We start from the raw sequence: 13,464 nt of genomic DNA on the forward strand, positions 1-13,464 counted from the left end.
TCCCCTCGCCGCCTCCCGGCAGCGGGCGGGGGGCCGCTCACACGCCTTGACTTCGCCCCAGCGCCCCCACACGCTATGTCCCGAGGGACGCCACCCCGGTCCCCTCCCCGGACAGGCCCTTCCGCTCCCCCGCCCCCGAGGACGGGTACCTGTCATGTGCATGCCACAGCACGCGCACGCTCCGTTCCGCCTTTGTGAGCGCTCACATCACCGTGGGCGATGTCCCGAGTCCGCACAGCAGCACCGCCGACCGGAACGATCGGCACCAAGGCAGCGCAGGTCGAGAAGCCAACGCCATCTGGAGTGCTACATGACGCCACGCAAGGGTGAGTCCGAGGTCGCCGGGCCGGAGTCCGTCAGTCGGAGGTCCGTGCTGGCGACGATGGGGGCCCTACCGGTGCTCGTGGCCGCGCCGGCGGCCCTGGGGGTGCTCGGAGCACCGTCCGCGGCGGCGGCCACCGCCGCGGTCGTCGATCCGTCGGCGCGGCGGCAGACGATCCGGGGCTTCGGCGGCATGAACCACACGCTCTGGATCAGTGACCTGACGCCCGCTCAGCGCGACACGGCGTTCGGCAACGGCGAGGGGCAGCTGGGCTTCACCGTGCTGCGGATCCCGGTCCACGAGGACCGGGCGAACTGGAGCCGCGAGGTCGCGACCGCCAGGCGTGCCGTCGAACACGGGGCGCTCGTCATCGCCTCACCGTGGAATCCCCCCGCACACATGGTGGAGACGTTCGTCCGCGGCACTCAGACCGACGCGAAACGGCTGCGGTACGACATGTACGGCGCCTACGCACAGCACCTGAACGACTTCTACCTCTTCATGCGGGACAACGGGGTGGACCTGTACGCCATCTCGGTGCAGAACGAACCCGACTACGCGCACGACTGGACGTGGTGGACCCCGACCGAGATGATCCGCTTCCTCCGGGAGAACGCCGGCTCGATCCAGACCAGGGTCATCGCCCCGGAGTCCTTCCAGTACGTCAAGAGCTTCTCCGACCCCATCCTCAATGACCCGGCGGCCCTCGCCAACGTGGACGTCCTCGGGGCCCACCTCTACGGCACGCCGTTCGGGAACTTCTCCTACCCCCTCTTCAAGGAGAAGGGGCAGGGCAAGGAACTCTGGATGACCGAGGTCTACCACCCCAACAGCAGTGACTCGGCGGACCTGTGGCCGCAGGCGCTCGACGTGGGCGAACACATCCACCGCGCGATGGTCGACGGCGAGTTCCAGGCGTACCTGTGGTGGTACATCCGGCGGGGCTACGGCCCCATGCGCGAGGACGGGCGGATCAGCAAGCGCGGCGCCAACATGGCGCACTTCTCGAAGTTCGTCCGCCCGGGATACGTGCGGGTCGACGCGACGGCGAACCCCCAGCCGAACGTCTACACCTCGGCGTACAGGGGCGGCGACTCCACGGTGGTCATCGTGGCCGTCAACAAGGGCACCTCCCCGGTGAGCCAGCAGTTCACCCTGGCGAACACCACCGTGTCCGGCGTGTCCTCCTGGGTGACGGACGCGACCAGGACCCTCGCGCCGCAGGCCGGTGGCGGCGCCTCGAACGGTTCCTTCACCGGTGAGCTCCCCGCCCAGAGCGTGACGACCTTCGTCCTCGACGTGGCACCTCCCACGGGGGGCGACACCGAGCCGCCCACCGCGCCCGGCGCCCCCAGCGCCTCCCAGGTCACCGCCGGCTCCGTCACACTCGACTGGCCGGCCTCCACCGACGACGTGCGGGTGGCCGGCTACGACGTGGTGCGGGTCAGCGGCGGCACCGAGACCCCGGCCGCCTCGTCCACCACCACCCAGGCCACCGTCACCGGCCTGACCGCCGGCACCGCCTACACCTTCGCGGTCTACGCGCGCGACGCGGCCGGCAACCGCTCGCCCCGCTCCGCCACCGTCACCATCACCACCGCCGACGCCTCGACGGGCACCTGCGGCGTGCGTTACCGGACCGTGGACGACTGGGGCAGCGGCTTCCAGGGCGAGATCGTCGTCCACAACACCGGCACCGCTGCCCTCACCGGCTGGACGCTCGCCTTCACCTTCACCGCCGGCCAGACCATCACCCAGATGTGGGGCGGCACGCCGGCGCAGAACGGCGGCGCGGTGAGTGTCACCCCGGTGGCCTGGACCTCCACCATCCCGGCCGGCGGCTCCGTCACCGTCGGCTTCATCGCCGGCCGGGGCGGCAGCAACCCCGCCCCGTCCGCCTTCACCCTCAACGGCGGCGCCTGCACGGCCGTCTGATCCCGGCCGCGGAACCGCCGGCGGCGCGGGGGTGCCCGGCCCGGCACCCCCGCGCCGCCGCGGAGGGCCCGCGCACCGTGCCGCGGTGTCAGGCGCCGCGCCGGGCCGCGGCCGGGGCGAAGGGTCCGTCCAGGGCCGCCCACTGCAGGAGCAGGATGGTCTTGCCGTCGGTGATGCGTCCGTCCCGGGTCATGGCCAGGGCCTCGACGAACGGCAGTTCGAGGACCTCGATGTCCTCGCCGTCCTCCTCCAGTCCGCCGCCGGGTCCGGTCCGGTCGGCCGGGGTGTAGGGGGCGGCGAAGAAGTGGAGGCGTTCGGTGACGGAGCCGGGGCTCATGTAGGCGTCGAGGACGTGGGTGAGCGGGCCGAGGGCGACGCCGAGTTCCTCGGCGCTCTCGCGCCGGACGGCGGCGGGCGGGTCGTCGGCGTCGAGCAGCCCCGCCGCCGCCTCGACGAGCATGCCGTCCGGGTGGTCGTTGACGTAGGCCGGGTAGCGGAACTGACGGGTGAGCAGCACGCAGCCGCGTCCGGTGTCGTAGGGCAGGACGACGGCGCCGTTGCCGCGGTCGTAGGTCTCGCGCTGCTGGGTCTCCCAGCGCCCGTCGCGGCGGCGGTAGTCGAAGGTGGTGCGCCGCAGGACGTGCCAGCCCTGGGAGGTGAGCTCGACGTCGCGGACGACGACGTCGGGGTTGCGGTCCAGGCCACGCCCGGCCTGGTCGAGGCCGGTGCGGCCGCGATGGTCCGGGATGTCGACGCCGGGCCGGCTGGTCACGCGGCCTCCCGGGGGTGCCGTGCGGGATCCCGCGGGGTGGGCATGGGCTTGTCGGTCATGGGCGCTACGATACATGCAGAAACGTGCAAGAACAGGAGAGAGTGTGCATGCTGGCTGCTGAACGGCGTGACCACCTGCTGGGCCTGCTCGCCCGCGAGGGCAAGATCGTGGCCAAGGACGTCGCCGCCGAGCTGGGGATCTCCGAGGACAGCGTGCGGCGCGACCTGCGCGACCTGGCCGCCGAGGGACTGTGCCAGCGGGTCTACGGCGGCGCGCTGCCCGTGTCGCCGGCGGTGGTCGACTACGCCGCCCGGCAGGCCGTGGCCCCGCACGGCAAGCAGAAGGTCGCCGCGGTGGCCGCCGGGCTGGTGCGGCCGGGCGGCGCGCTGATCCTCGACGGCGGGACCACCGCCCTCGCCGTCGCCCGCGCACTCCCGCGGGACCTCGCCTGCACCGTGATCACCCACAGCCCGACGATCGCCGCGGCCCTGCTCGACCATCCACGGGCGGAGCTCTTCCTGCTCGGCGGCCGGGTCTTCAAGCACTCGGCGGTCGCCTGCGGTGCCGCCGCGGTCGAGGCGGCGCAGAACGTCTCCGCCGACCTCTGCCTGCTCGGCGTCACCGGCGTGCACCCGGAGGCGGGACTCACCACGGGCGACGCCGAGGAGGCGGCGATGAAGCGCGCCCTGGCCGCGCGGGCCGCGGACACCTACGTCCTCGCCTCCTCCGAGAAGATCGGCACGGCCTCACGCTTCCGCGTCCTGCCCTGGGAGGACGTCAGCGCGCTGATCACCGACGCCGACCCGCACGCCCCAATCGTCCGTCAGCTCGCCGCGCTCGGCGTGGAGGTCCTGGCGGCCTCCTGAGCACGCACCGGCGAACACGCGACCGCGAACGGGGTGTCACCCCCCGTGCGGGGCCACCAGGCCGGACTCGTAGGCGATGACCACGAGCTGGGCCCGGTCGCGGGCGTGCAGCTTGGCCATGGCGCGGTTGACGTGGGTCTTCGCGGTGAGCGGGCTGATCACCATGTGGTCGGCGATCTCGTCGTTGGACAGCCCCCGCGCGACCAGGACGACGGCCTCGCGTTCACGGCTGGTCAGTTGCTCCAGCCCCCGGCGCCCGGTGTCGGCGGGCAGCGGCCGGGTGAGGTAGCGGTTGATCAGCTTCCGGGTGATCGACGGTGCGAGCAGGGCGTCGCCACGGGCGGCGACGCGCACGGCGTGCAGGAAGTCCTCGGGAACGACGTCCTTGACCAGGAATCCGGCGGCGCCGGCGCGCAGGGCGTCGAAGACGTACTCGTCCAGGCCGTAGTTGGTCAGGATCACGACGTGCACCCCGGCCAGGGCCGGGTCCGCGGCGACACGCCGGGTCACCTCGATGCCGTCGAGGACCGGCATCCGGATGTCGACCAGCGCGACGTCGGGCAGGTGCTCCCTGGCGAGTTCCAGCCCTTCGCCGCCGTCGCCGGCCTCGGCCACGACCTCGATGTCGTCCTCCAGATCGAGGAGCGCGCGGAACCCACTGCGAATGAGCGGCTGGTCGTCGACCAGCAGGACCCGGATCACGGCGTCCGCTCCACGGGCAGTTCGGCCTGCACGGTGAAGCCGCCCCCACCGCGTGGTTCCGCGCGCAGCCGGCCGCCGAGGGCGGTGACGCGTTCGCGCATGCCGAGCAGCCCGAGGCCGGGCACCGTGGCGGTGGACGGCGTCGCCCGGCCGTCGTCGTCGACGCTGACGGCGAGGGCGTCCGGACGGTAGTGGATCCGCACCGACGCCGTGGCGGCGTCCGCGTGGCGGGCGATGTTGGTGAGCGACTCCTGAACGATCCGGTACACGGTCCGGTCCACCGCGGCAGGCACGTCCTGGCGCAGGCCCTCGACCGTCAGCGTCGCGTCCAGGCCGAGCGTACGGGCCCGCTGCACCAGTTCCGGGACGTCATGGAGCCCGCGCGGCGGGGCCGTGTCGTCGTCCCGCAACGCCTCCAGGGTGGCGCGCAGCTCCCGGCTCGCCTCGCGTCCGGCCTCCTGGATCGCCAGCAGGGACGGCGGCACCTCCTCGCCCCGCCTACGGGCCACGTGCACGGCCACCTCCGCCTGCACCTTGATGACCGAGATCTGGTGGGTGAGCGAGTCGTGCAGTTCCCGGGCGATCCGGAGCCGTTCCTCGTCGGCGCGGCGCCGCGCGGTCTCCTCCCGGGTCCGCTCGGCCTCGTCCGCCCGCCGCTCGGCCTGCCGCAGCGCCTCCCCCGCGGCACCGGCCGCGATCAGCCAGGCGATCTCCAGGGCGCCTCGGGCCTGCGCGAACGCCTCGGCTGTGTCGTGTGCTCCGGAAGCCAGGGCCGCGAGCGGGAGGGTGGCCAGCATGACCACGCTCGCCGCCACCGTGACGGCGCGGCGCCCGGCCCGTACCGCCGCGTAGACGGCGAACAGGTACGCGACGACCGGCACGTCGAACCCCGCCGCCTGGTACCCCACCGCGCACAGCCCGGTGACGGCCAGGACGGCGACCGGCGCCCGGCGGCGCGCGGCCAGTGCCAGCCCGCCGGCCGTCAGCAGCGCGTACCCGAGCGCTTCCGGGCCCGTGGCGGAGCGCTCCCCGGACAGCCCGGTGGTCAGCAGCGCCGCCGACACCCCGGCAGCGATCCCCCAGTTCGCGACACGGCCCCAGCGACTGGCCTCACCTGCACGCATGCGCGCACCCTAGCCGGTCCGCGCCGTCGGGCGGGTCCCCCTCGTGGAGGAGCCGTCGGCTACCGCGCCCGCAGTAGTTCCACGCCTCCCTGCGGTGTCCGTGGCAGTGGCGGGCGCCATCGGCGGCAGTGCGAAGTGTCCGCGTCCGCCGGACGACCGGGGGTGGGGCCGGAAGGGAGGCTGGGGGCCACACCCGGTCACGGGAAGGGAAGGAGCCACCGCACATGTCCGTCCACCGCCTGTTCGCCGCCGCCCCCGCCGCCCTGCTCATCGGCGTCGCCATGGCCGACCCGGCGGCCGCGCGCACCTCGGCGCAGCCGATCGCCGCCAGCGTCTACGACTTCAGCCTCGGACGGCTCGGGGCCTCCACGGGCGCGCTGCTCGGACTGGCCGGCGTGGTCATCGCCTGCCTGGCCCTGGCCCGGCCCGGCGGTCGCCTCGGCACCGCCAACGGACCGCTCGGCGCAGCGATCGCCACAGCCGCCGGGCTGGTGGCCATGGCCCTCGGCGGGCTGGTCGCCGCCACCGCCGCCGGCGGCCTCGGCACCGGCAACGGACTGGGCGGGGCGTACGTGGCCCTGCTGGTCGGGCTGGTCAGCACGGTCCTCGGCGGGTTGGCCCTCGCCCGCTCCCGCCGCACCGGCTGACGGCTGTCGCCGGCGTTCCCGGGGGTGGCGGGTCGCGCCGGGCGGGTGTGGTCACCGCCCGGCGCGACCCCGCACAGGAGGGCGAGCCGAACTACATGCACACGACATGCATTCGCCCCTCGGGACTCCCCGCGGCCTCCGTGGCGCTACGCCGGCATGGAACGACTCGCCGCCCTCGCGGCGGCGGCGACGGCGTCGCGGTCCGCCGCCGAGAAGAGCGCCTGGGAGAACCACCCGCCAGCGAGCCCAGCGACCCGTCGGGTGAAGTCCACCCGCGGCCGGCCACGGCACGCGTGGCCGAGCGGCGCTTCCGGTCGAGGTGTGCGGACCGTGGCAGTACGTGGCCCCTCAGCGGAGGACGAGGCCCGTGTGCGATCCACGGGCACGCCGTTCCCACACGACCGATGGGCGTCCCTTGGGTGCCGCTGCCGGGATCCACTCCGGCTCATTGTCAGGGACGCCCTGACGGCCTAGCCTGTCAGGGCATCCCTGACACCATGAGGAGTGTTCGGTGACCACAGCCGTCTTCCCACCGACCGAACCGACGCACTGTTCGTTCTGCGGCAAGCCGAGATCCGAGGTCGGCAAACTGGTCGCCGGCCCCGGGGTCTACATCTGTGACGAATGCGTGGCCCTGGCCCGATCCATCGTCGAGGAGCACCTCGGCAAGCCCACCGCACCAAGCGATCCGGTGTGGGCGTCCCTGGCGGACGCGGAGATGCTGGACCACCTTCCGCGCGTGGCCGCGCACATCGAGCAGGCGGAGGCCGAGCTGCGCTCGTGGGTCCTGGAACTGCGTCGACGCGGTGTCACCTGGACCAGGATCGGCGAAGCCCTGGGGATCACCCGCCAGTCCGCGTGGGAGAGGTTCTCCGGCGAGGAGTGACGGACGCCTCCTCCCCCGCCCCGCTCGCCCCGGTCTTCCACCAGGAGTGACGGACCGGTACGGCCCCTCCCCCGGCAGGGCGGGAGCGGCAGCGGCGTCCGCGGCCGGCGGACGCGAGGTGACGTCCCCCTCGTCGATCACCTCGCGCCCTCGCCCCGCGTGGGCGACGCGACAGGGGGCCTCGCGTTGGGCGGGCGGGTGGCGGGCCCGGCGCCGTCGGGGGGCGTGCCGGTCGGAGAGTGAGTACTACTGGGTGACCTCGTCACGGCCCGGCCCGCCGACGAGGCGGTCGGCGCCCTCGCCACCGTGGAGGGTGTCGTCGCCGTGGTTGCCGTGCAGGACGTCCGCGCCCTCGTCGCCGGCGAGGACGTCGTCGTCGTGGCCGCCGAGGATGACGTCGCCGCCCTGGCCGCCAGAGACGTGGTCCTCGCCGGAGCCGGCGTACACGGCGTCGTCGCCACCGTACGCCTCGATGTGGTCGTCCCCGCGGCCGCCGCTCAGGTACTGGCGCCCGTCATCCCCCATCAGGTGGTCCATGCCGTCGCCACCATCCATCACGACGCGCCCCATGAGCATGTCGTCGCCGCCCCCGCCCAGCACCACCTGCGCGGAGTGGGCGTGCAGCTCGTCGCTTCCCGCGCCGCCGTCGACGAGCCGGACGCCCGGCGCGTCGGTGAACATCCCGTCGTCGCCGTCACCGAGCAGGATGCGGATGTCGTCGAGCAGGGGGCTGTCCGCCGGCAGCTCGCACACCACCCGGGTCGCGTCGTTGGGATCGGGCTGCGTGCAGGGCTCTCCGGCCTGGATGGGCACCTCGTCGTTGAACGCCACCCGGCGCGTTTCGGTACCACCAGGCATGTCCATGACCTGCAGGTCGTTGGCCTGCCCGGCCGCGGCGCGGTAGGTGAGGGTCCGCTTGTCCCAGTCGGCGACGACCGTGGCCGTCGCGGGGGCGTCGGCGGTGGCGGCGATGGCGGACGTGGTGGCCGAGGCGGTGGTTAACAGGGTCAGGACTACGGCGGTCAGCGCGGAAGCGGTCCGGGGCTGCACCATGGCTGGGTCCTCACTTCACTAAGGCAACGATGTCATGGTCGGTACAACTCTGCCCGCGGGATCGACATCCCGTCTACACCGAGGTCGCCTCCGGACGACGGCCGACGGGGCGGCGCCGCGGCGGACGGAAGGCGTCCGCCGCGGCGGCGCGAACTAGCCGGCGGCGCCCCGGTGGTCGTCCTCGACACGGGCCAGGAAGAACTCCCGGACGTCCTCGGCGAGCAGCTCCGGCACCTCCATCGCGGCGAAGTGGCCGCCGCGCTCGAACTCCGACCAGTGCCTGATGTCGTACAGCCGCTCGGCCAGCGGTCGCACCGACTGCGTGATGTCGTGCGCGAACACCGCCACGCCGAGCGGCACCGGGCACGGCTGATGGGCCCCGCGCGGGGCGTCGTGGTGGAGCCGCGCCGAGGAGGCCGCCGTGGCGGTCAGCCAGTACAGCGAGACGTCGGTGAGCATCCGCTCGTCGCTGACCGGCGTCTTCGGGTCGGTCCACTGCGCGAAGCGCTCGGCGATCCAGACCAACTGGCCGACCGGCGAGTCGGTCAGCGCGTAGCCGATGGTCTGCGGGGTGAGCGCCTGCAGGGCCTGGTACGGCGGACGGTTCGCCATCAGCGCCCGGACCTTGTCCAGCCGGGCCTCGTCCGTCTCGGACAGTTCGACGCCGGCGTCCGGCGCCGGCCGGGTCGGCAGGTAGTTGACGTGCACCCCGACGACGCGCTCGGGCGCCACCGCGCCGAGGGCGATCGAGATGCCCGCGCCGAAGTCGCCGCCCTGCGCGCCGTAGCGCTCGTACCCGAGACGGCGCATCAGCTCGGCCCAGGCCCGCGCGATCCGGATGGCGTCCCAGCCGCGCTCGTGGGTCGGCCCGGAGAAGCCGTACCCGGGGATGGACGGGATCACCAGGTGGAAGTCGCGCGACAGCGGCTCGATCACGTCGAGGAACTCCAGGAACGAACCGGGCCAGCCGTGGGTGAGGACCAGCGCGAGCGCGTCCGGCTTCGCGGAGCGGACGTGGACGAAGTGGACGTTCTGGCCGTCGATCTCGGTGGTGAAGTGCGCGAGCTCGTTGAGCTTGGCCTCGTGCTCCCGCCAGTCGTAGCCGGTGCGCCAGTACTCGGCCAGCTCCCGCAGCCGCGCCAGCGGGAAGCCGTAGTCCCACCCGGCGCCGGCGACCTCGTTGGGCCAACGGGTGCGGGCGAGCCGGTCGTTCAGGTCGTCGAGGTCGGCCTGGGGGATGTCGATGCGGAACGGCTTGATCACGGTGGCAGCGGACATGACGCCTCCTTTGATGGTTACCCCAACATTGGTGGGACCAACATTATGGGAGGAGTGTTGGTCTTGCCAACACCGCTAGGGTGGTCGCCATGGACGAGATCCCCGAGCGTTTGACGGCGAAGCCCAGCTGGCTGATCAACCAACTCTCCGTACACGCCCGCCGGCTGGTGGCCGAGGGCTTCGCCGCCGCCGGGGCGCGCGGGTACCACTACCGGGTCCTGGCGGCGCTGCACGAGTTCGGGCCGGCGAGCCAGGCGGAGATCGGCCGCCGGTGCCACATCGACCGCAGCGACATGGTGGCGGCCGTCAACGAACTGGTCGAGCAGGGCTTCGTCGACCGGGCGCCGGACCCGGAGCACGGCCGGCGCAACCGGGTGACCCTCACCGGGGACGGCCTCCGGCAGCTGCGGCGCATGGACGAGGTCCTGGACCGGGTGCAGGACGACCTGCTCCAACCGCTGTCGGCGGAGGAACGGCGGACACTCACCCGCCTGCTCGGCAGAGTCCTCGCCCACCACCAACCGGAGTGACCACCGACCGCGCCCGCCCCCTCGGCCACGGCCCGCTCTTCCGCCACCGGGTCCCCACCGAACACCTCCTCCCCCTTGTTGATGCTCCGTCAGTAGCGCAGGATGGTCGCGATGTCGGCGGGGGGATCTCGTCCGCGCCCTGCGGCGCGGGCGCGCACGGTCACGGTCCGGGGGACGAGCAGGGCGCAGGGGCCCCGTTCCGCACGGTCGGACCCCTCTCGCCATGCCCACGGCACGAGCGTCCGCACCCGGCAGGGTGGGGTGACCGAAAGGGGAGAAGCAATGCGTGCGAAGCTCGGGGTGTTGTCGGCGGGGGTCGCAGCGGTCGTCGGCCTGACCGCGGCGCCGGTGGCGGCGGCGCCGGCCGCCGAGTCCGCCGCCTGTTACGGCGCGGCCTGCAACGGCCTGGACCCGGTGGCGAACGGCTGCACCGCGGACTCCCGCCTCGTCCACTACGGCTACACCGAGGCGGACGGGGTGGTCGAACTGCGCCACAGCACGACGTGCGGCACCATGTACGCGCGGGTCCTGTTCTCCTACCCGGGCGCCGAGCTCTACATCGGTGGCGCCAACGCCGGAACGCCCGGCTACTACCGGGTCAGGGTCCCGGAGGGCAGCACCTCCGTGGTGTCGCCGCTGCTGGCGGGCGCCACGCTCGCCTACTCCGGTTCGGCGTTCGCCTTCAACATCGGCGCCTGATCCGGCCGTTCCCGGCCTTCCGTGAGGGGCCGGGGCCGTCTCCACCGACGCCCGCGGCACGGGCTCGCAACCCGATCCGCGTCGCGGGCCGCCCCGTCCCGAACAGCCGCCGGACGCCGTGGGAGCCCCGCCCCCCACCGGCGTCCGCCGGCTTGACACCGCGATACGCGCGTGGTCTGCTGCTGCCCAACTTTGACGGGAGACCAAACAAAAGGGCGTGTTCGCCGGGCCGGGAACCGAGGGGGGCGCATGGCTGTTGACGCGGCTTCGCGGACGGTGACCCCGCCCCTCCCACGGGGACGTGCGGTCGTCGCCGTGGTGGCGCTCGCGGTGGCGCTGTTCGCCTACGTGACCGTGGAGAACCTGCCCGTCGGGTTGCTGCCGCAGATCTCTGACGGGCTCGGCGTGGCGCCGTCGTCCACCGGCCTGCTGGTGACCAGCTACGGTCTCGTGGTGTTGGTCACCTCGGTGCCGCTCACCCGGGCCACCCAGCGTGTCCCACGCCGGCGGCTGCTCACCGTACTGCTGACCGTCTTCACCGGGGCCACACTGCTGTCCGCGCTCGCCCCCGACTACGCCGTCATGCTGGCGGCGCGCGTACTGGTCGCGCTGACCCACGCGGTCTTCTGGTCGGTGGTCGCGGCGACGGCCGCCGGCCTGTTCCCGGAGGGCGTCCGCGCGCGAGTGGTGGGTGCCCTGTTCAGCGGTTCCTCCCTGGCGAGCGTGGCCGGCGTCCCGGCGGGGACCTGGCTGGGCCAGCAGACCGACTGGCGCGTCCCCTTCCTCGCCATGAGCGCACTCGGCCTGTTCGCCGGCGTCACGGTCCTGCTCCTGCTGCCGTCGGCCTCCGTCGAGCAGAACCCGGCGTCCACCGCCCCGCACCCCAACAGATCCCGCTTCGCGCTGCTGGTGGTGGCCACCGCGGTGATCGCCTCCGGCGTGTTCACGTTCTACACCTACGTCACCGTCTTCCTGACCGACGCGGCGGGCCTGCCCGCGGCGACCGTCAGCGGGGTGCTGCTGCTGAGCGGCCTGGCCGGTCTGGCCGGCACCACCGTCGCCGGAGCGCTGTCGGACCGCGATCCCCGTGCCACCCTGGTCGCGGCGGTGTCACTGCTGACCGCCGCCCTGGCGCTGCTGGCCGTCGCCGGCTCCAGCGGGCCGGCGTCGGTCACGGCGGTCGCGCTCATCGGCGCCTCCATGTCCGCCCTGGTGACCGCGTTGCAGAGTCGCATCCTGCGGATCGCCCCGGGCAGTGTCGATGTCGCCTCGGCGACCAGTTCGGCGGCGTTCAACGCCGGCATCGCCGCCGGCTCCTTCCTCGGCGGACGCCTCCTGGACGGCTACGGCCCGCACAGCATCGCCCTGACCGGCCTGCTGCTGACCGCCGCGGGTCTCCTCCTGCTGCTCGCGGAACGCCCCCTGACCGCCACCCGGTGACCGGTTCGGCCGCCGGTCCACCACCCGGCCCCCAGAACGCGATCGCGCCGCTGCCCGCGTGCGGATCCTTCGAAAGTTTCCGCCGCGGACGCGTCGTTAGACTTCCGGCATGACCGCACCGGACCGCGCAGCGCCCGTCGAGACCGCCGTCAACGAGCCGCTGACCATCGCGCAGATCGCGGAGCGGGCCGGGGTGTCGCTCGCGACGGTGTCCAAGGTGGTCAACGGGCGGGCGGACGTCTCCGCGGAGACCCGCTCCCTGGTCGAGAGCGTCATCCGACGCCACGGCTACCGGCGCAGGAAGAGGCCCGCCGGACCGGCGCCCCTGCTGGAGCTGGTGCTGCACGCGGTGGAGGGGCCCTACCCGGTCGAGGTGTTCCGGGGGGTCCAGCGGGTGGCGCGCGAGCACGGGCTGGCCGTGGTCCTCTCCGAACTCGAGGGGCACCACACCCCGGGGCGCGGCTGGGTCGAGGACGTCCTGGCCCGCCGCCCGACCGGCGTCATCTCGGTCTTCTCGAGCCCCAGCGACGATCAGGGGGACCGGCTGCGCTCCCGCGGCATACCGTTCGTCCTGGTCGACCCGACGGGCGAGCCGGCGCACGCCTGCCCGTCGGTGGGCGCGAGCAACTGGAACGGCGGGTTGTCGGCCGTCCGGCACCTGCTGGAGCTCGGGCACCACCGCATCGCGGTCATCACCGGCCCGGAGCACATCCTGTCCAGTCGGGCGCGGCTGGACGGCTACCGGGCGGGGCTGGAGATGGCCGGCCTGGCCGTGGATCCGGAGCTGATCCGCGTGGGGGACTTCCACATCGAGTCGGGGCTGCGCCACACCCGCGACCTGCTGCGCCTGCCCGATCCGCCGACCGCCGTCTTCGCCTGCAACGACGGCCAGGCCCTCGGCGTGTACCTGGCCGCGGCGGAGGCCGGGGTGCGCATCCCCCAGGACCTGAGCGTCGTCGGTTTCGACGACCTCTTCCCGTCGGCGTGGACTCCCCCGCCCCTGACCACGGTGCGCCAGCCGCTCGCGGAGATGGCCGCCACCGCCGCGACCATGGTGCTCGCGCTCTCCCGGGAGGAGCCGCTGCCGCAGCGCCGGGTCGAGATGGCCACCGAACTCGTCGTCCGGGGCAGCACCGCCCCGCCGCGCTCGTAGCCGCCGGGCGGGTCAGAACGCCGGGGGCGTCCGGGGACCGCTCCCCTCGACTTGATA

12 protein-coding genes and 1 pseudogene are annotated in these 13,464 nt (G+C 73.5%); 8 read left to right on the top strand and 5 right to left on the bottom strand.

All coding sequences use genetic code 11. The annotated features are described in order from the left end of the window. The first annotated feature begins 310 nt into the window (after positions 1-310). The gene (gene xynC, locus FHU37_RS27890) at positions 311-2,257 is read left to right on the top strand and encodes a glucuronoarabinoxylan endo-1,4-beta-xylanase XynC (RefSeq protein ID WP_179813477.1); all 1,947 of its coding nucleotides are present in this window, start codon (positions 311-313) and stop codon (positions 2,255-2,257) included. A gap of 88 nt (positions 2,258-2,345) precedes the next feature. Here xynC and FHU37_RS07795 read toward each other — a convergent pair whose 3' ends face one another. Beyond that, entirely contained in the window at positions 2,346-3,029 is a 684-nt protein-coding gene (locus tag FHU37_RS07795; protein WP_179813478.1) for an NUDIX domain-containing protein, read from the bottom strand. Between the two features lie 107 nt (positions 3,030-3,136). Between FHU37_RS07795 and FHU37_RS07800 the strand changes: the two genes are divergently transcribed. Beyond that, complete coding sequence (locus tag FHU37_RS07800; protein WP_179813479.1) at positions 3,137-3,895, top strand: DeoR/GlpR family DNA-binding transcription regulator; 759 nt, start codon at positions 3,137-3,139, stop codon at positions 3,893-3,895. A 36-nt stretch (positions 3,896-3,931) separates the two neighbouring features. Here FHU37_RS07800 and FHU37_RS07805 read toward each other — a convergent pair whose 3' ends face one another. Then, positions 3,932-4,597 carry a response regulator gene (locus FHU37_RS07805; protein WP_179813480.1) on the bottom strand — a complete coding sequence of 222 codons (666 nt, stop codon included), beginning with the start codon at positions 4,595-4,597 and terminating at the stop codon, positions 3,932-3,934. After that, the gene (locus tag FHU37_RS07810) at positions 4,594-5,721 is read right to left on the bottom strand and encodes a sensor histidine kinase (protein ID WP_179813481.1); all 1,128 of its coding nucleotides are present in this window, start codon (positions 5,719-5,721) and stop codon (positions 4,594-4,596) included. Before FHU37_RS07810 ends, FHU37_RS07805 begins: the two co-directional genes overlap by 4 nt. 224 nt (positions 5,722-5,945) lie before the next feature. Between FHU37_RS07810 and FHU37_RS07815 the strand changes: the two genes are divergently transcribed. After that, positions 5,946-6,368, top strand: coding sequence for a DUF6223 family protein (locus FHU37_RS07815; RefSeq protein ID WP_179813482.1), 423 nt, complete (start codon positions 5,946-5,948; stop codon positions 6,366-6,368). A gap of 511 nt (positions 6,369-6,879) precedes the next feature. Further along, positions 6,880-7,038, top strand: a pseudogene (locus FHU37_RS27895) (ClpX C4-type zinc finger protein); the annotation flags it as partial. Between the two features lie 462 nt (positions 7,039-7,500). On the opposite strand, the gene FHU37_RS07825 reads toward FHU37_RS27895, so the two are convergent. Together FHU37_RS07825 and FHU37_RS07830 are read right to left on the bottom strand one after the other, a co-directional pair. Further along, on the bottom strand, positions 7,501-8,307 hold the full coding sequence (locus tag FHU37_RS07825; protein ID WP_179813484.1) for a calcium-binding protein: 807 nt from the start codon (positions 8,305-8,307) through the stop codon (positions 7,501-7,503). Positions 8,308-8,460: 153 nt separating this feature from the next. Then, a complete protein-coding gene (locus tag FHU37_RS07830; protein ID WP_218903966.1) occupies positions 8,461-9,585 on the bottom strand; it encodes an epoxide hydrolase family protein in 1,125 nt (374 codons plus the stop codon). An 89-nt stretch (positions 9,586-9,674) separates the two neighbouring features. Between FHU37_RS07830 and FHU37_RS07835 the strand changes: the two genes are divergently transcribed. The 4 genes from FHU37_RS07835 (at position 9,675) to FHU37_RS07850 (ending at position 13,407) form a co-directional block, all read left to right on the top strand. Continuing rightward, positions 9,675-10,115 carry a MarR family winged helix-turn-helix transcriptional regulator gene (locus tag FHU37_RS07835; protein WP_179813485.1) on the top strand — a complete coding sequence of 147 codons (441 nt, stop codon included), beginning with the start codon at positions 9,675-9,677 and terminating at the stop codon, positions 10,113-10,115. 282 nt (positions 10,116-10,397) lie between these two features. Beyond that, complete coding sequence (locus tag FHU37_RS07840; protein ID WP_179813486.1) at positions 10,398-10,814, top strand: DUF2690 domain-containing protein; 417 nt, start codon at positions 10,398-10,400, stop codon at positions 10,812-10,814. 249 nt (positions 10,815-11,063) lie between these two features. Further along, positions 11,064-12,254 carry an MFS transporter gene (locus FHU37_RS07845; RefSeq protein WP_179813487.1) on the top strand — a complete coding sequence of 397 codons (1,191 nt, stop codon included), beginning with the start codon at positions 11,064-11,066 and terminating at the stop codon, positions 12,252-12,254. 109 nt (positions 12,255-12,363) lie between these two features. Next, positions 12,364-13,407: a LacI family DNA-binding transcriptional regulator gene (locus FHU37_RS07850; RefSeq protein WP_179813488.1), complete on the top strand. Its 1,044-nt coding sequence runs from the start codon at positions 12,364-12,366 to the stop codon at positions 13,405-13,407. Positions 13,408-13,464: the final 57 nt, after the last annotated feature.

Origin of the sequence: Allostreptomyces psammosilenae (assembly GCF_013407765.1) — a bacterium.
In the GTDB taxonomy this organism is placed as follows: domain Bacteria; phylum Actinomycetota; class Actinomycetes; order Streptomycetales; family Streptomycetaceae; genus Allostreptomyces; species Allostreptomyces psammosilenae.